This window comes from Janthinobacterium sp. TND4EL3, assembly GCF_900156175.1.
Taxonomy (GTDB): domain Bacteria; phylum Pseudomonadota; class Gammaproteobacteria; order Burkholderiales; family Burkholderiaceae_D; genus Janthinobacterium.
The window spans coordinates 94,075-110,522 of record NZ_FTMV01000007.1 but is presented as its reverse complement, the minus strand read 5'-3'; the positions used below and the strand labels follow the sequence as shown (position 1 = coordinate 110,522).

General features: G+C 62.3%; 15 protein-coding genes. 4 read left to right on the top strand and 11 right to left on the bottom strand.

Features of this window, described 5'->3' with window-relative positions; all coding sequences use genetic code 11:
- Positions 1-468 precede the first annotated feature (468 nt).
- The 4 genes from BXA07_RS12920 (at position 469) to BXA07_RS12905 (ending at position 7,061) form a co-directional block, all read left to right on the top strand.
- The gene (locus BXA07_RS12920; protein ID WP_076568317.1) at positions 469-3,276 is read left to right on the top strand and encodes a valine--tRNA ligase; all 2,808 of its coding nucleotides are present in this window, start codon (positions 469-471) and stop codon (positions 3,274-3,276) included.
- Between the two features lie 114 nt (positions 3,277-3,390).
- Positions 3,391-3,858 carry a DUF2147 domain-containing protein gene (locus tag BXA07_RS12915; RefSeq protein WP_076568316.1) on the top strand — a complete coding sequence of 156 codons (468 nt, stop codon included), beginning with the start codon at positions 3,391-3,393 and terminating at the stop codon, positions 3,856-3,858.
- 274 nt (positions 3,859-4,132) lie between these two features.
- The gene (locus tag BXA07_RS12910) at positions 4,133-5,908 is read left to right on the top strand and encodes an Ig-like domain-containing protein (RefSeq protein WP_076568315.1); all 1,776 of its coding nucleotides are present in this window, start codon (positions 4,133-4,135) and stop codon (positions 5,906-5,908) included.
- A 13-nt stretch (positions 5,909-5,921) separates the two neighbouring features.
- Complete coding sequence (locus tag BXA07_RS12905; RefSeq protein WP_076568456.1) at positions 5,922-7,061, top strand: OmpA family protein; 1,140 nt, start codon at positions 5,922-5,924, stop codon at positions 7,059-7,061.
- A gap of 38 nt (positions 7,062-7,099) precedes the next feature.
- On the opposite strand, the gene BXA07_RS12900 is transcribed toward BXA07_RS12905, so the two are convergent.
- The 11 genes from BXA07_RS12900 to tyrS all read right to left on the bottom strand — a co-directional run bounded on the left by BXA07_RS12900 (position 7,100) and on the right by tyrS (position 16,296).
- The gene (locus BXA07_RS12900) at positions 7,100-7,570 is read right to left on the bottom strand and encodes a YaiI/YqxD family protein (protein WP_076568455.1); all 471 of its coding nucleotides are present in this window, start codon (positions 7,568-7,570) and stop codon (positions 7,100-7,102) included.
- A 32-nt stretch (positions 7,571-7,602) separates the two neighbouring features.
- Positions 7,603-8,658: a Holliday junction branch migration DNA helicase RuvB gene (gene ruvB / locus BXA07_RS12895; protein ID WP_076568314.1), complete on the bottom strand. Its 1,056-nt coding sequence runs from the start codon at positions 8,656-8,658 to the stop codon at positions 7,603-7,605.
- Positions 8,659-8,664: 6 nt separating this feature from the next.
- Positions 8,665-9,243 carry a Holliday junction branch migration protein RuvA gene (ruvA, locus tag BXA07_RS12890; protein ID WP_034784779.1) on the bottom strand — a complete coding sequence of 193 codons (579 nt, stop codon included), beginning with the start codon at positions 9,241-9,243 and terminating at the stop codon, positions 8,665-8,667.
- A 58-nt stretch (positions 9,244-9,301) separates the two neighbouring features.
- Positions 9,302-9,841: a crossover junction endodeoxyribonuclease RuvC gene (ruvC, locus tag BXA07_RS12885; RefSeq protein WP_076568313.1), complete on the bottom strand. Its 540-nt coding sequence runs from the start codon at positions 9,839-9,841 to the stop codon at positions 9,302-9,304.
- Positions 9,842-10,031: 190 nt separating this feature from the next.
- Positions 10,032-11,618, bottom strand: a complete 1,587-nt coding sequence (purH, locus tag BXA07_RS12880) for a bifunctional phosphoribosylaminoimidazolecarboxamide formyltransferase/IMP cyclohydrolase (protein WP_076568312.1) — start codon at positions 11,616-11,618, stop codon at positions 10,032-10,034.
- Positions 11,619-11,720: 102 nt separating this feature from the next.
- Positions 11,721-11,954, bottom strand: coding sequence for a helix-turn-helix domain-containing protein (locus BXA07_RS12875; protein WP_008445162.1), 234 nt, complete (start codon positions 11,952-11,954; stop codon positions 11,721-11,723).
- A 166-nt stretch (positions 11,955-12,120) separates the two neighbouring features.
- Positions 12,121-13,161, bottom strand: coding sequence for a tRNA dihydrouridine synthase DusB (gene dusB, locus BXA07_RS12870; protein WP_076568311.1), 1,041 nt, complete (start codon positions 13,159-13,161; stop codon positions 12,121-12,123).
- 107 nt (positions 13,162-13,268) lie between these two features.
- Positions 13,269-13,913, bottom strand: a complete 645-nt coding sequence (locus tag BXA07_RS12865; RefSeq protein WP_076568310.1) for a histidine phosphatase family protein — start codon at positions 13,911-13,913, stop codon at positions 13,269-13,271.
- Positions 13,914-13,916: 3 nt separating this feature from the next.
- Positions 13,917-14,555 (bottom strand): YbhB/YbcL family Raf kinase inhibitor-like protein, encoded by a 639-nt coding sequence (locus BXA07_RS12860; protein WP_076568309.1) that lies wholly within the window; start codon positions 14,553-14,555, stop codon positions 13,917-13,919.
- Between the two features lie 32 nt (positions 14,556-14,587).
- Positions 14,588-15,034, bottom strand: coding sequence for a D-aminoacyl-tRNA deacylase (gene dtd / locus BXA07_RS12855; RefSeq protein ID WP_076568308.1), 447 nt, complete (start codon positions 15,032-15,034; stop codon positions 14,588-14,590).
- Complete coding sequence (tyrS, locus tag BXA07_RS12850; protein ID WP_076568307.1) at positions 15,031-16,296, bottom strand: tyrosine--tRNA ligase; 1,266 nt, start codon at positions 16,294-16,296, stop codon at positions 15,031-15,033. The genes dtd and tyrS overlap by 4 nt, the downstream gene beginning before the upstream one ends.
- Between the last annotated feature and the right edge of the window lie 152 nt (positions 16,297-16,448).

Genomic DNA, 16,448 nt, shown 5'->3' with positions numbered 1-16,448 from the left:
GCAAGGCCACAGGCGGCAAGGCGCCATGCGGGGTGTGCCGTATCAAAAGACGACGCGCCGGACAACAGATCCTGGCTAAGCTGTGGCGGCAGCGAGCAATGGGGCTCCGCTTTGATTCCGCCGTGAATGGTGCACCGCTGGCGGTGCGCGTGGCTCAGGCGCCCGGCCCGGAGGGGACGCACTGAAAGTGGCTGGCATCGCTGATGCGCTGGCCTTGAGACGCGGACGAGTGCTGGATATGAAACTTTAATACAACCGCGTCTGCTGGCGCCGTCCGCAAGGATGGGGCAGGAGGCGCCGAGGCCGGCATTATAGCATCGGCCACCCTTTCAGCCCCGTTTTATTGCGCCTTCTGTTGTTAGTTCGTGGCCCGCCAGGCCGCCAAAACACTGAAAAAGGCCTGTTGCGACGCTGCAGGCGATGCCGCGTCATCTATAATGGTTCCTTTTGCCAATCACACGCCAAATCATGGAATTAGCCAAGTCTTTCGAGCCCGCCGACATTGAACAATTCTGGCGCACCGAGTGGGAGCAGCGCGGTTACTTTAGCGCCACCCTCGATGCCGGAAAACCTTCCTTCAGCATCCAGTTGCCGCCGCCGAACGTCACCGGCACCCTGCACATGGGCCATGCGTTCAACCAGACCATCATGGATGGCCTGACCCGCTACCACCGCATGCTGGGCCACAACACGGCCTGGATACCGGGCACCGACCACGCGGGCATCGCCACGCAAATCGTCGTGCAGCGCCAGCTGGACGCGCAAAAGATTTCGCGCCATGACCTGGGCCGCGAGAAATTCGTGGAAAAAGTGTGGGAATGGAAAGAAAAATCCGGTTCCATCATCACCGGCCAGATGCGCCGCCTGGGCGCCTCGGCCGACTGGCAGCGCGAATACTTCACGATGGATGAGCCGCGCTCGAAAGTGGTCACCGACGTCTTCGTGCGCCTGTTCGAACAGGGCCTGATCTACCGCGGCAAGCGCCTGGTGAACTGGGACCCCGTGCTGGGCACGGCCGTGTCCGACCTGGAAGTGGTGTCCGAAGAAGAAGACGGTTCCATGTGGTACATCAAATACCCGCTGGCCGACGGCAGCGGTTTCCTGACGGTGGCCACCACGCGTCCTGAAACCATGCTGGGCGACGTGGCCGTGGCCGTCGATCCGACGGACGAGCGCTACACGGCGCTGGTGGGCAAGATGCTCAAACTGCCATTGACCGACCGCGAAATCCCCATCATCGCCGACGAATACGTCGACAAGGAATTCGGCACCGGTTGCGTGAAGATTACCCCCGCGCATGACATGAACGATTACGCCGTCGGCCAGCGCCACAAACTGGCGCAGATCGTCATCCTGACCCTGGACGCGAAGATCACGGACGACGCGCCCGCAGCGTATCGCGGCATGGACCGCTTCGCCGCGCGCAAGCAGATCGTCGCCGACCTCGACGCGCAAGGCTTGCTGGAACAGGTCAAGCCGCACAAGCTGATGGTGCCGCGCGGCGACCGCACGGGCGTCGTCATCGAGCCGATGCTGACGGACCAGTGGTTCGTCGCCATGAGCAAACCGGCCCCGGAAGGCACTTTCTTCCCCGGCAAGTCGATCGCGGAAACGGCGCTGGACAAGGTCGCCAGCGGCGAAATCAAGTTCGTGCCGGAAAACTGGAGCACCACCTACAACCAGTGGCTCAACAACATCCAGGACTGGTGCATCTCGCGCCAGCTGTGGTGGGGCCATCAGATCCCGGCCTGGTACGACGACAAGGGCAATATCTTTGTTGCGAAAACGCAAGCCGAAGCGGAAGCCAAGGCGCAGGCCGCCGGCAGCACGGGCCCTCTGAAACGCGACGACGACGTGCTCGACACGTGGTTCTCGTCCGCCCTGGTGCCGTTCTCGACGATGGGTTGGCCTGAAGAAACCACGGACATGAAGGCCTTCCTGCCCTCGTCCGTGCTGGTGACGGGTTTCGACATCATCTTCTTCTGGGTCGCGCGCATGGTCATGATGACGGCGCACTTCACGGGCAAGGTACCGTTTGAAACCGTCTACGTGCACGGCCTCGTGCGCGATTCGACGGGGCAGAAGATGTCCAAGTCGAAGGGCAACACGCTGGACCCGATCGACCTGATCGACGGCATCGACCTGGAAGGCTTGATCGTCAAGCGCACCACGGGCCTGATGAACCCGCGCGACGCGGAAAAGATCACCAAGGCGACGCGCAAGGAATTCCCGGAAGGCATTTCCGCCTACGGCACGGACGCCGTGCGCTTCACCATGGCCAGCTATGCGTCCTTGGGCCGCAACATCAACTTCGACCTGGGCCGCTGCGAAGGCTACCGCAACTTCTGCAACAAGATGTGGAACGCCACCCGTTTCGTCATGATGAATACGGAAGGCAAGGATTGCACGGCCAACGACGTTGATCTGTCGCAAGCGGACAAGTGGATCATCTCGCTGCTGCAAAAGGCGGAGCTGGACGTGGCCAAGGGCTTCGAAGACTTCCGTTTCGACAATATCGCCGCCACCATCTACAAATTCGTCTGGGACGAGTATTGCGACTGGTACCTGGAAGTAGCCAAGGTGCAAGTGCAGCAGGGCACGGAAGGCCAGCAGCGCGCCACCCGCCACACCCTGCTGCGCGTGCTGGAAGTGGTGCTGCGCCTGGCCCATCCTATCATCCCGTTTGTCACGGAAGCCCTGTGGCAAACGGTGGCGCCTTTAGCCGGCAAGACGCTCAAGGTGGAAGGTGATTCGATCATGATGCAGCCGTATCCGATCGCCAACACGGACAAGATCGACGAATCGGCCGAAGCGTGGATGCAGCAGCTGAAGGCCTTGACGGACGCGACGCGCAACCTGCGCGGCGAAATGCAGATCTCGCCTTCCGTGCGCGTGCCGCTGATCGTCGAAGCGGGCAATGCCACGGAAAAGGCCGCGCTGGCCTCGTACGCACCGTACATCCAGTCGCTGGGCAAGCTGGCCGACGTGCAGATCGTCGATGCGCTGCCGGACTCGCCAGCGGCCGTCGCCATCGTCGGCACCACCAAGCTGATGCTGAAAGTGGAGATCGACGTGGCGGCCGAACGTGAGCGCCTGGGCAAGGAAATCGCCCGCATCGAAGCGGAAATTGCCAAAGTCAATAGCAAATTAGGCAACGAAAGCTTCGTCGCGCGCGCCCCGGCTGCCATCGTTGCGCAAGAAAACGAGCGCTTGCTCAGTTTTTCGGCGACAATTGAAAAACTGCGCGAACAGTTTGCTAAACTAGCCAGCGCATAAGGCAAGTTTGGAAGGATTGCGCGGCGTTCCCGTGACGCCGCGCAGCACTCTTGGTCTTGCCTTGGTATATAAACTGTTCGTGACACGATCAAAAAAAACCAAAGGAGACTAACGATGCGTACTGTATTGAAAACCAGCGTCACCGCAAGCATCATGATGGCCGCCCTGGCCATCGCCGGCAGCGCCGCCGCGCGCGACGGCAACTTCACCCCAGTCGGCACGTGGAAAACCATCGACGACGCCAGCGGCAAGCCGAAATCCCTCGTCGTCATCACGGAAAGCAACGGTGTCTTGCAAGGCAAGATCGACAAGCTGTTCCGCGGCCCGAACGAAGATCAAAATCCCAAGTGCGACAAGTGCACGGGCGCCAACAAGGACCAGCCCATCATCGGCCTGGTGATCCTGTCCGGCCTGAAATATGACGGCAAGGAATGGACGGGCGGCGAAATCATGGACCCGGCCAATGGCAAGACCTACAAGAGCAAGGCCGAACTGATTGAAGGCGGCACCAAGCTGCAAGTGCGCGGCTATATCGGCGTGCCGATGTTCGGCCGCTCGCAGACGTGGGTGCGCGAAGAGTAAGCACCGCGTCCCTGCCCTGTCGAAGCCGGCCCTGCGCCGGCTTTTTTGTGTCTGTTTTCCGCACACGGCCGTTGTTTTCCAGGCCGAATCGCTCGCGTTTGCGCCAATTAGCTGCCAAAGACAGCCTATGCGCGCCACCGAACATACTTGAAGTTTCCTAAATGAAATAGTGCATGTCTGTGACGCCATCGCCTGTAGCGAAGGGCGGCATGGCTCTGCCGGATGACCTCATCCGCGGATGCCCGGCAATGACTGCCATGCACAAAGGAACCATATGACACTCTTCAAGCGATTTTTGAGCCCGCTGCTCTTCCCGGCCGGTTTGCTGGCCATGGCCATCCTGGCCGGTTGCGGCGGCGGCGACCAGGGACGCGATCCCATCCTCGGCTTGCCGGGCGCCACCTTGTCCAGCCTGGCCGTCACGCCAGCCACGGCCACGGTCGCCATCGGCGCCGGCCAGCAATTCACGGCCATCGCCACGTATAGCGACGGTTCTTCGCAAGACGTCAGCGCCAAGGCGGCCTGGACATCGGCCACGCCCGCGACCGCGACAGTCAATGCGGGCACGGGCCTGAGCACCGGCATCGCCGCCGGCAACAGCAACATCAGCGCCGCGTTCGGCGGCAAGAGCGCGGCGGCCCAGCTGACTGTCTCGCCGGCCACACTCACGGCCATCGCCATCTCGCCGCTCGCGCCATCGATCGCCATCGGCGCCACGCAGCAATTTGCGGTGACGGGCAGCTTCAGCGACGGCGCCACGCGCGACGTCACGGCCGTATCGGCCTTCGCCTCCGCCAGCCCCGCCACGGCCAGCATCGCCGCGGGTGGACTGGCGCTGGGCAAAGTTGCCGGCACGACACAGATCACTGCCACCACGGGCACGCTCACGGCCAGTACGCTCTTGACCGTCAACCCGGCCACCTTGCTGTCGATCACCGTCACGCCGCAAAACCCCATCGTGCCAGTGGCCGCCACGCGCCAGCTGGCCGTCCTTGCCGCGTATTCGGATGGCAGCAGCGTTGACGTCACTGCCGGCAGCACCTTCGTGTCAGTCACGCCAGCGGCAGCCACGGTCGCCAGCGGTGGCCGCGTCACCGGCATTGCCTTTGGCAGCAGCGTCATGAACGCGAACTTCAACGGCAAGACAGCCAGCACCACCGTCACCGTGCCTGCCGCCACCGTGGTCAGCATCGCCGTCACGCCGGCCACCGCCAGCGTCGCCGTTGGTGCCCAGCAGCAATTCGTCGCCACGGCAACGTATTCGGACAGCTCGAACGCCATCATCACCAACAGCGCCAACTGGACCTCGGCCACCATCGCCAACGCCACCGTACTGAACACGGGTATCGCCACCGGTGTTGCCGCCGGCACCAGCAGCATCACGGCCACGGCTGGCGGCCAGTCGGGCAGCGCGCTGCTGACCGTGACGGCAGTGGCCATTCCACCGCTGTTCAATTCCATCAATCTGGGCCGCGCGGCGCCGTTCGGCGTGCTGGCAGGCACCTCGATCACCAACAATTCGGGCGGCACCACCCTGATCACGGGCGACGTCGGTGCGCCCTCGCAAACGGTCGATCCGACCCAGGCGGCCGGTTTCACCAACTACAAGTCGGGCGCCATCCTGGCCGGCGCCATGACGGACCTGCAAGCAGCGATCACGGACGGCAATAGCCGCAGCTGCGACGTCAGCTTTGCCGGCGGCATCGACCTGGGCGGCCAGACCTTCGGCCCCGGCGTGTATTGCTATGCGGGCGCCATCAGCATCACGGGCACGCTGACCCTGAACGGTCCCGGCGTGTACATCTTCCGCACGGCATTGACGCTCGATTCGACCGTCAATTCGGTGGTTGCCCTGAATAATGGCGCCACGGCCGACAACGTCAGCTGGCTGCCCGTCGGCCCCACCACCCTGGCCGCCAACAGCGTCTTCAAGGGCAATATCCTGGGCCAGTCGGCCGCCATCACGGTGGGCGACAATACGACCCTGCTCAATGGCCGCGTGCTGACGGCTGCCGCCGTTACCCTGCGCAACAACCAGATCACCAAATAAACGGGACATGACCATGACGATCGCACACACACTGGGCGCCCTGGGCGTGATGACGGCCTCGCTGCTGGCAGCGAACCCGGCGCAGGCGCAGGACAACACCTTCATCAATCCGGACTGGGCCAGCAGCGCCTGGTACATCGGCGCCGGCGTGGGCCAGTCGCGCGCCAATATCGACGAGCCGCGCCTGCGCGCCAGCCTGGCCGCCAACGGGGAGACGGTCACCGGTTTCAGCAAGGACCAGCGCGACACCGGCTATAAATTGTTTGTTGGCCGGCAACTGAACCAGTATGTCGCCGTGGAAGCCGGTTACTTTGACCTGGGCAAGTTCGATTTCCAGTCCACCACCAGCGGCAACGGCGTGCTCAACGGGCAAGCGGGCTTTCGCGGCGTGAACCTGGACCTGCTGGGCCAGCTGCCGCTGTCGCAGCGTTTGTCCCTGCTGGGCCGTGTCGGCATGCACTACACCAAGACCAACACGGAATTCAGCGGCAACCGCCTGCTCGGTTCGACGAACACGCATGCCAGCGAGCGCAAGCTCAATGCCAAGCTGGGCCTGGGCCTCGAATACAAGTTCAGCGAAGCGCTGGCCCTGCGCGGCGAAGTCGAGCGCTACCGCGTGAACGATGCCGTCGGCAACCGCGGCGACGCCGACCTGTATTCCGTCAGCCTCGTGTATAAACTGGGCCGCCCGGCCAGCGCCACGCCCGCCTACCAGCCGGCGCCCGAGGTCGCGCCCGTCGTCACGATGGCGCCGCCCTTGATCGAAGCCAAGCCGGCGCCGGCCCCCGTGTCGGAAAAAGTGTCGTTTGCTTCCGAAGCGCTGTTTGATTTCGATCAATCCACGCTCAAGCCGCAAGGCAAGGCGGCGCTGGACCAGTTGCTGGGCCAGTTGAACGGCATGGACCTGGAAGTGATCGTCACGGTCGGCCATACGGATGCCGTCGGTCCGGATGCCTACAACCAGAAGCTTTCCTTGCGCCGCGCCGAAGCCGTCAAGGCTTACCTGGTGGCGCAAGGCGTGGAAACGAACCGTATCTACACGGAAGGCAAGGGAGAAACCCAGCCCGTGGCCGACAACACGAGCGCCGCCGGGCGCGCCAAGAACCGCCGCGTGACGGTGGAAGTCGTGGGCACGAGAAAAGTCATGCGTTAAGTTTGACGCGCACAAAAAACCGGCTTGCGCCGGTTTTTTTACGTCTGCGGCGCTGCCGGCCTGCGGTGATGCTTGCTCAGATGCCGGTCCAGGCTGTTGGCGAACTGTTGCCGGTCGGACTGGCTGAAGGCGGCCGGGCCGCCCGTGTCCACGCCGCCGCTGCGCAATTCTTCCATGAAGGCGCGCATCGTCAGTTGCTGGGCGATATTGTCTTTCGTATAAAACTCGCCGCGCGGGTTCAGCGCAAAACCGCCCTTGGCCAGCACGTCGAACGCCAGCGGGATGTCGCCCGTGATGACGAGGTCGCCGGGATTGAGCAGCCGCACGATTTCCTGGTCGGCCACGTCGGCACCGGATGGCACTTGCACGGTACGGATGAAGCGCGACGGCGGCACGCGCAAGCCCTGGTTCGCCACCAGGGTGAGCGGCAGCTCCAGGCGGTCGGCCACGCGGTACAAAATGTCCTTGATGACAACGGGACAGGCATCGGCGTCGATCCAGATCTGCATGCCCGGCATGCCCGGCCTTCCCTCGTCCGCCATCACAGTTCCCACGCTTCGCCGCCCGGGCCCATGCGCGGCGCGCTGACGCCGAAGTGCAGGTAGGCGGCCGGCGTGGCGACACGGCCGCGCGGCGTGCGCTGCAAGAAACCTTGCTGTATCAGGTAAGGTTCCAGCACGTCTTCGATGGTGTCGGCCGCTTCGCCGATGGCGGCCGCCAGGTTGCCGATGCCGACGGGGCCGCCGCCGAACTTGAACAGCACGGCTTCGAGCAATTTACGGTCCATCACGTCGAAACCGGCGGAATCGACGTCGAGCATGGCCAGCGCACGGTCGGCCACCACCTTGGTGATGTCGCCATTGCTTTTGACCTCGGCGAAATCGCGCACGCGGCGCAGCAGGCGGTTGGCGATGCGCGGCGTGCCGCGCGCGCGCTGGGCGATCTCAATCGCGCCTTCCGGGTCGATGGGCGCCTTCAGCAAGGCGGCGCTGCGCGTGACGATCTTCGTCAGTTCGCCCGTGTTATAGAACTCGAGGCGCGCGACGATGCCGAAGCGGTCGCGCAGCGGGTTGGTCAGCATGCCGGCGCGCGTGGTGGCGCCCACTAATGTAAACGGCTGCAGATCGAGTTTGACGGAGCGGGCGGCCGGGCCTTCGCCGATCATGATATCGATTTGATAATCCTCAAGGGCCGGATACAGGATTTCCTCGACGACGGGCGACAGCCGGTGGATTTCATCGATGAACAGGACGTCGTTCGCTTCCAGGTTCGTCAAAATCGCCGCCAGGTCGCCCGGGCGCTCCAGCACGGGGCCGGACGTCTGGCGCAGATTGACGCCCATTTCGCGGGCGATGATGTGCGCCAGGGTCGTCTTGCCCAGGCCCGGCGGGCCGAACAGCAAGGTGTGGTCGAGCGCTTCCTTGCGCTGGCGCGCGGCCGTGATGAAGATTTCCAGCTGGTCGCGGATCTTTTCCTGCCCCACGTACTCGTCGAGCTGCTTGGGCCGCAAGGCCCGTTCGATCGCCTCTTCATTGTGCGAGATGGGCGCCGCGTCGATGATGCGCTGTTCCGTGAAGCTGTCGGTCTGGATGCTCATGCCCTATCAGCCTTTCGACAGCGCTTTCAGCGCCAGTTTGATGCCGTCCGACACACCACTGCCGGCCGGCACGTTTTTCACGGCGGCCAGCGCTTCCTTGTCCGAGTAACCGAGCGCGACCAGCGCGTTGAGGATGTCCGACTGGGCATCGGGCGCCGCGTGCGCGCCCAGCGGACCAAGATCCGCTCCGATCTTGCCCTTCAATTCCAGCAGCAGCCGTTCCGCCGTCTTCTTGCCGATGCCCGGGACTTTCACGAGGCGGCCCGAATCCTGCAGCGTGATGGCCTGCGCCAGGTCGGCAATCGTCATGCCCGAGAGAATCGACAGGGCCATGCGCGCGCCCACGCCCGTGATCTTGATCAACTGGCGGAACACGGCCCGCTCGGCCGCATTGCCGAAGCCAAACAGCAGGTGCGCATCTTCGCGGATGGCCTGGTGCGTGAACAGCACGACTTTTTCGCCCACGTGGGGCAAGTTGTAAAAGGTGCTCATCGGCACGTCGACTTCATAGCCGACGCCCTGGCAATCGACCAGCAATTGTGGCGGATTTTTTTCGAGCAAAATACCGGAGAGACGGCCTATCATCGCGTGTTCCTAATGTTGTGTATCGTGGTTTTTATGGATTATGAGGGCCATGCCGCAGTTAACCTACTAAACGGCCGCGCTTCATGCGCAAGCCCTGCAGCTGGGGTGCCAGCGCACCGAGCATGGCCAGCGCATCGACGCTGTTGGCGTGGCAAATGGCCACGCCCAGGGCATCGGCCGCATCCGTGCCCGGCAAGCCGGGCAAGGACAGCAGCCGGGAAACCATCTCCTGCACCTGCTCCTTGGCCGCCTTGCCGTGGCCCGTGACGGCCTGTTTCACTTGCAGGGCCGTGTATTCGGCCACCGACAGGTCAGAATTGACGAGTGCGCAAATGGCCGCGCCGCGCGCCTGGCCCAGCAGCAAGGTCGATTGGGGATTGACGTTGACAAACACTTTTTCGATGGCCGCGCAATCGGGCTGGTAAGTGCCGACGATCTCGCTCACGCCCTGCAGGATGATCTTCAGGCGCGGCGGCAATTCCCCTTCGGAACCCGTCTTGACGGTCCCCGACGCGATATAGCGCAGCTTGTTGCCGTGTTTTTCAATGACCCCAAAGCCGGTCGTACGCAGGCCAGGATCGATGCCAAGAATAATCATCGCCAGATTCTATAATGAATACGGCAGGCACCGGTGAATAACCGGTGCCTGCCGTTTTGTCACACTTAAGGAAGGTGGGATAAACCGTAGCGAGCGGCGATGCGGCGTGGCCGAGAAGCGCAACTGTGCTGTAGCACAGTGAGCATCGCAGGCCGCGCCCCGCGCCGCGCCGTAGGTTTAGACCGCCTTCTTAATGACGGAAGTGACGCGTTCCGGTATACAACATGACCACGCCGCGCTCGTCCGCCGCATCGATCACTTCCTGGTCGCGCATGGAGCCGCCCGGGTGGATGACGCAGGTCGCGCCCGCGTCGACGACGACGTCAAGGCCGTCGCGGAACGGGAAGAAGGCGTCCGACGCCACGACGGAGCCCGCCAGCGACAGGCCCGCGTTTTGCGCCTTGATCGAGGCGATGCGGGCCGAGTCGATACGGCTCATCTGGCCTGCGCCCACGCCCAGGGTCATGTTATTGCCGCAGAAGACGATGGCGTTCGACTTGACGAATTTCGCCACTTTCCAGGCGAACATCAGGTCCGACAATTGCTGCGGCGTCGGCTGCAGCTTGCTGACGACGCGCAAGTCGCCGATGCCGACGTTTTTCGCATCCGGCGATTGCACCAGCAGACCGCCGCCGACACGCTTGAAGTCCATGGCGTTGACGCCATTGCCCAGCGGAATTTCCAGCATGCGCACGTTTTGTTTGCTCGACAGAATTTGTTTCGCTTCGGCGGAGAACGATGGGGCGATCAGCACTTCGACGAAGAGCTTGGCGATTTCGCCGGCGGTGGCGCCGTCCAGTTCGGTATTAAACGCGATGATGCCGCCGAATGCCGAGGTCGGGTCCGTCTGCAGGGCGCGCGCATACGCTTCGGCCGCATTCTTGCCCAGCGCGACGCCGCATGGGTTCGCATGCTTGACGATGACGCAGGCAGCGCTTTGCTCGAAACCGCCCATGCTCTTCACGCATTCCCAGGCCGCATCGGCATCGGCGATGTTGTTGTACGACAATTCCTTGCCCTGCAGCTGGCGGTAGTTGGCCAGTGCGCCATCGATGGTGACGAGGTCGCGGTAGAAGGCGGCGCTCTGGTGCGGGTTTTCACCGTAGCGCATGTCTTGCACTTTTTCAAAGGCAACGTTCAGGATTTGCGGATAGGCGCCGCGCTCGGCGTGCACTTTCGTCGGGCCCAGGCTGGTCAGGTAGTTGGTGATGGCGCCATCGTATTGCGCCGTGTGCGCAAAGACTTTTTTCGCCAGCATGAACTTGGTGTCATAGCTGACGTCGCCGGCCTTGCCGTCGGCCGAGCGGATTTCCGCCAGCACGGCGTCGTAGTCGGTCGGATCGCAGATGACGACCACGTCCTTGTGGTTCTTGGCCGCCGAACGCAGCATGGTCGGGCCGCCGATATCGATGTTTTCGATCGCGTCTTCCAGCGTGCAATCGGCCTTGGCGACCGTGCCCTGGAACGGGTACAGGTTGACCACCACCATGTCGATGGTCGGCATGTCGTGCTCGACCAGTTTCGACATGTGCTCAGGGAAATCGCGGCGCGCCAGGATACCGCCATGCACTTTCGGGTGCAGGGTCTTCACACGGCCATCGAGCATCTCCGGGAAACCCGTGTAATCGGCAACTTCCGTGACGGGAACGCCGTTGTCTGCCAGCAACTTGGCGGTGCCGCCCGTGGACAGGAGGTTGACGCCGAGGGCGGACAGGGCGCGGGCGAATTCGAGAACGCCGGTCTTGTCGGAAACGGAGAGGAGAGCTTGTTTGATCATGGCTGTGGCTAGGTGGTTAAGTGTTCTTGGCGAATGGCGCCGCTCAGTCGTCTGGCTGAGGCGGCGGCGGATTCAAATCTTGGCGTCACTTGCATGCCGGCATTACAGCAAACCGTGCTCCTGCAATTTCTTGCGCAGGGTATTGCGGTTGATGCCCAGCATCTGCGCGGCATGCGACTGGTTGCCATCGGCGCGTGTCATCACGACTTCCAGGATGGGCTTTTCCACGGTCAGCACGACCATGTCATAGATATTCGATGCTTGCTGTTCGCCCAGGTCATTGAAGTAATCTTCTAGACTTTTCTGTACGACTTCCTGAATGCTTTCTTTGCTCATTTTTATGCTTCAACCGGCTGAACACCTGGCCATCGGGCGCCGCGTCGCTCATGCGGTCCGCGTGCTGCCCTCTTGCCTCGGTGTTGTAATTAATATTGCATGACGCTCTGTATAGGCGCTCGCCCTTGTACTGCTGGTACCTGACACACCACTTGTTGCTATCTGCTCATGCTGCCGTGGCCGTTTCTATTAGGCCACTTTCACTGGATTCGGAGAGGCGGTATTGTAACCGTTCGCCAAATTTCCATTGCGACTCAAAAAATTGATCCACGGCCAGCAATTGCGCGTCCGTCGACTCCAGCAAGTTCATTTGCTGGCGGAACGCCTCGCCGCCTTCCAGATCCTTGACGTACCAGCCGATGTGCTTGCGCGCCGTGCGCACGCCGAGAAATTCCCCGTAAAACGCGTAATGGGCGCGCAAATGCTCGTCCATCAGGGTGCGCACTTCGTCCACGTAGGGCGCCGGCAACAAGGTGCCGGTACGCAAGAAATGGTCGATTTCGCGGCAAATCCACGGCCGGCCCTGCGCCGCGCGGCCGATCATGACGGCATCGGCGCCCGTTTGATCGAGCACAAAGCGGGCCTTCTCCGGGCTGGTAATGTCGCCATTGGCCACCACGGGGATGCCCACCGATGCTTTCACGGCGGCAATGGTTTCATATTCGGCATCGCCCTTGTAGCCATCGGCACGCGTGCGGCCGTGCAAGGTCAGCATCTGGATGCCCGCTTGCTCGGCGATGCGGGCGATTTTCAGGGCGTTCTTGTTTTCGCGGTTCCAGCCCGTGCGAAATTTCAGGGTGACGGGCACGTCAACGGCGTTGACGACGGCGTGCAGGATCTTTTCGACCAGGCTTTCGTTTTGCAGCAGGGCCGAACCGCACCAGCTGTTGCACACCTTTTTGACGGGGCAACCCATGTTGATGTCGATGATCTGCGCGCCCCGGTCCACGTTGAACTTGGCGCAGTCGGCCAGGTCTTGCGGATCGGCACCGGCGATCTGCACGGCTTTCGGCTCCATTTCGCCTGCGTGGTCCGTGCGGCGCGAACTTTTTTCCGTCGCCCACAGGCGCGGATTCGACGCCGCCATCTCCGACACGGCGTAACCGGCACCGAGCTGCTTGCACAACTGGCGGAAAGGCCGGTCCGTCACGCCCGCCATGGGAGCGACGAAAACGTTGTTGCGCAGAATGTGAGGGCCGATTTGCACTGAAGAACCTGGAATGGACGGAGGAACCTGCTATTTTAACCGATTCCCTGCCTAATTAATAAGCACTATTTTTTTGGCTCAGTGCGTCAGAGTGACAATGAGGCCGCTTAACTCAGCTCGTCCATCGCGGGCACGCTCAGGTGATCGATGTCTCCCCAGTGCTCCAATTGCAGCTTACCATCCGCGTAAGAAAAACGGTTGACGCTGGCATTTTGGACCTGGAAGTCGCGCGGACTGTCGAGCGCCATGCCGATCGCCTCGCGGTAGGCGCACTCGAGCACGCCGCCGTGCGCCACGATGGCGATCGTCTGGCCGTCATGGCGTTCGGCCCAGCGGGCGATGGCGCCATTCGCGCGCGCATAGAACTGGCGGAAGCTCTCGGCGTCGCGCTCGCCCGACGGCATCACGGCGTCGATCTGGCGCGATTGCCATTGCGCATACTCGTGCGGATAGCGCGCGGCAATATCGGCATACAGCAAGCCCTCGAAGGCGCCATAGCAGCGCTCGCGCAGCAAGGGGTCCGTCTGCACGGGCAGATTTTTCAATTGAGCAATGGCTTGCGCCGTCTGCTGCGCCCGTTGCAGATCGCTGGCGAGGATGGCGGCCAGCGGCTCATCTGCCAGCGCCTGCCCCAGCGCGGCCGCCTGCGCCAGGCCCGCCTCGTTGAGGGCGATGTCGATATGGCCCTGCAGGCGGCGGCCCGCATTCCAGGCCGTTTCGCCATGGCGTATCAGTAAGATCGTGGTGCTCATGCTTTATTTCTTCAGGGTAAGTGCCAACTCGGGGTTGAGCGAGTAGGCGACGACGAGCTGGGCTTCGTCGAGGATGTGGCCGTAGAGCGCGGCATGGGCTTGCTGCCCCGTAAAACGTTCGGGCAAGGCCAACTTTGGCACGTCGAGCGCATACAGGCGGAAAATGTAGTGGTGGATGCGTTCGTCATTCCACGGCGGGCACGGGCCATCATAACCGTAATAATCGCCGGCCATGGCGGCATCGCCTGCAAACCAGCCCGTGTAGTCATTCAAACCTTGCCGCAGCCCATTACCAGTAGCGGCCGCCTTGCCGCGTGGCGTGATGCCGCTGGAAAATTCCCCGGCGGCAATGGAACGCATGGCGGGCGGCACGTCGAGCAAGCTCCAGTGATAAAAATCGCCGCGCGGCGCCGCCAGCGGCAAGACCTGGCCTTCAACATTGACCAGGCTGGCGTCCTGCGGCGCATCGGGATCGATGCAGAACAGCACCAGCGACTCGGTGCCGTTCGGCACCTCGTCCCAGGCCAGATGGGGATTGCGGTTGCCGGCAAGGCGCACGCGGCTGGCCGGATCGATCTCGGCAAAGGCATGGTCGGCCGGCATCAGGCCGCCATCACGAAACGTCTCGCTCCACAATTTCATCGCTTGCTCCCCTTGTAGTTATTGTTTTGCACTTATTTAGCGTTCACTTGCAGCCAGAAGGTGACGGGGCCGTCGTTCGTCAGCGACACCTGCATGTCGGCGCCGAACTGCCCCGTTTGCACGGTCGCATGGCGGCTGCGCGCCTGGTCCACGAAATGCGTGAACAGGCGCAAGCCGTCCTGCGGCGCGGCCGCCGGCGTGAACGACGGGCGCGTGCCGGACTTGGTGTCGGCCGCCAGGGTGAACTGCGGCACCAGCAGCAAGCCGCCGGCCACGTCCGTCACGCTGCGGTTCATCTTGCCCGCCGCGTCGGCAAACACGCGGTAACCGAGCAGCTTGGTCAACAGGGCGTCCGCTTCCTTCTCCGTATCGCCGCGCTCGGCGCACACGAGCACCATCAGGCCGGCGTCGATGGCGCCGACGGTGGCGCCGCCGACGTCGACTTTGGCCTGCGTGACTCTTTGCAGCAGCGCGATCATGCCGTCAAGGTGACGCGCGCGAAACTGCGCTTGCCAACTTGCAACACGAATTCGCCGGCCGCCACTTGCAAGCCCTTGTCGCTGATGACGGTGCCGTCGATGCGCACGCCGCCCTGGTCGATCTTGCGCATGGCTTCCGACGTCGATGGGCACAGGCCAGCCTGTTTCAGCAATTGCGGGATGCCCAGCGGCGCGCCAGCCAGGGTCACTGCCGGGATATCGTCGGGAATGCCGCCCTTCGAGCGGTTGACGAAGTCGGCCAGCGCATCTTCGGCCGCCTGCTGCGAGTGGAAACGGGCGACGATTTCTTGCGCCAGCGCAACCTTGGCGTCGCGCGGATTGCGGCCTTCCTCGACTTCGCGCTTCAACTGGGCCAGTTCGGCGATCGAGCGCCACGACAGCAGCTCGTAGTAGCGCCACATCATGACGTCGGAAATGCTCATCAGCTTGGCGAACATGGTGTTGCCCGGTTCCGTGATGCCGATGTAATTATTCTTCGACTTGGACATTTTTTCCACGCCGTCCAAACCTTCCAGCAGCGGCATGGTCAAAATACACTGCTGCTCCTGTCCGTACTGCTTTTGCAGTTCGCGGCCCACCAGCAGGTTGAACTTCTGGTCCGTGCCGCCCAGTTCCAGGTCCGATTTCAGGGCCACCGAGTCGTAACCCTGCATCAGCGGGTACAGGAATTCATGGACGGAAATAGGAATGCCGCCCTGGAAGCGCTTGGTGAAGTCGTCGCGCTCGATCATGCGCGCCACCGTGTAGTGGGAAGCGAGCTGGATGATGCCGCGCGCGCCCAGCGGATCGCACCACTCGGAGTTATAGCGGATTTCGGTCTTGCTGGCATCCAACACCAAAGATGCTTGCGCGAAATACGTCATCGCGTTAATCTCGATCTGTTCCTTCGTCAGCGGCGGACGCGTGACGTTGCGGCCCGAAGGGTCGCCGATCATGGAAGTGAAGTCACCGATCAGGAAAATGACTTGATGGCCGAGGTTTTGCAGCTGGCGCATCTTGTTCAGCACGACAGTGTGACCCAGATGCAAGTCGGGTGCAGTGGGGTCCAGGCCCAGTTTGATGCGCAGCGGAACGCCCGTTTTTTCGGAGCGCGCTAATTTTTGCGCAAATTCGCTTTCGATCAAGAGTTCGTCGACGCCACGCTTGGTAATCGCGAGGGCTTCTTGTACTCTGTCCGACAGCACAAGCGCGGTCTGAGCGGCGTTAGCCTTTGTAGGCGATGCGGTGGTGTTGATTTCCATAAAATTTGACTGTATATCTCAAAATGGTAGTAGGTTTGCGGAGTTTGTTATAATGCTCGATCCCATCAATCTTGCCGTATGAGCGAACCAAAATAACAACAACAAAGAGCGATAGTTCAGGTCACGTTCAAGGGCAAATTTTAACTGATTGC

Bases quoted from the DNA above. Each gene is read 5' to 3' on its own strand.
- BXA07_RS12920 (WP_076568317.1), top strand. From the start codon at position 469: ATGGAATTAGCCAAGTCTTTCGAGCCCGCCGACATTGAACAATTCTGG.
- BXA07_RS12915 (WP_076568316.1), top strand. From the start codon at position 3,391: ATGCGTACTGTATTGAAAACCAGCGTCACCGCAAGCATCATGATGGCC.
- BXA07_RS12910 (WP_076568315.1), top strand. From the start codon at position 4,133: ATGACACTCTTCAAGCGATTTTTGAGCCCGCTGCTCTTCCCGGCCGGT.
- BXA07_RS12905 (WP_076568456.1), top strand. From the start codon at position 5,922: ATGACGATCGCACACACACTGGGCGCCCTGGGCGTGATGACGGCCTCG.
- BXA07_RS12900 (WP_076568455.1), bottom strand. From the start codon at position 7,570: ATGCAGATCTGGATCGACGCCGATGCCTGTCCCGTTGTCATCAAGGAC.
- ruvB (WP_076568314.1), bottom strand. From the start codon at position 8,658: ATGAGCATCCAGACCGACAGCTTCACGGAACAGCGCATCATCGACGCG.
- ruvA (WP_034784779.1), bottom strand. From the start codon at position 9,243: ATGATAGGCCGTCTCTCCGGTATTTTGCTCGAAAAAAATCCGCCACAA.
- ruvC (WP_076568313.1), bottom strand. From the start codon at position 9,841: ATGATTATTCTTGGCATCGATCCTGGCCTGCGTACGACCGGCTTTGGG.
- purH (WP_076568312.1), bottom strand. From the start codon at position 11,618: ATGATCAAACAAGCTCTCCTCTCCGTTTCCGACAAGACCGGCGTTCTC.
- BXA07_RS12875 (WP_008445162.1), bottom strand. From the start codon at position 11,954: ATGAGCAAAGAAAGCATTCAGGAAGTCGTACAGAAAAGTCTAGAAGAT.
- BXA07_RS12865 (WP_076568310.1), bottom strand. From the start codon at position 13,913: ATGAGCACCACGATCTTACTGATACGCCATGGCGAAACGGCCTGGAAT.
- BXA07_RS12860 (WP_076568309.1), bottom strand. From the start codon at position 14,555: ATGAAATTGTGGAGCGAGACGTTTCGTGATGGCGGCCTGATGCCGGCC.
- dtd (WP_076568308.1), bottom strand. From the start codon at position 15,034: ATGATCGCGCTGCTGCAAAGAGTCACGCAGGCCAAAGTCGACGTCGGC.
- tyrS (WP_076568307.1), bottom strand. From the start codon at position 16,296: ATGGAAATCAACACCACCGCATCGCCTACAAAGGCTAACGCCGCTCAG.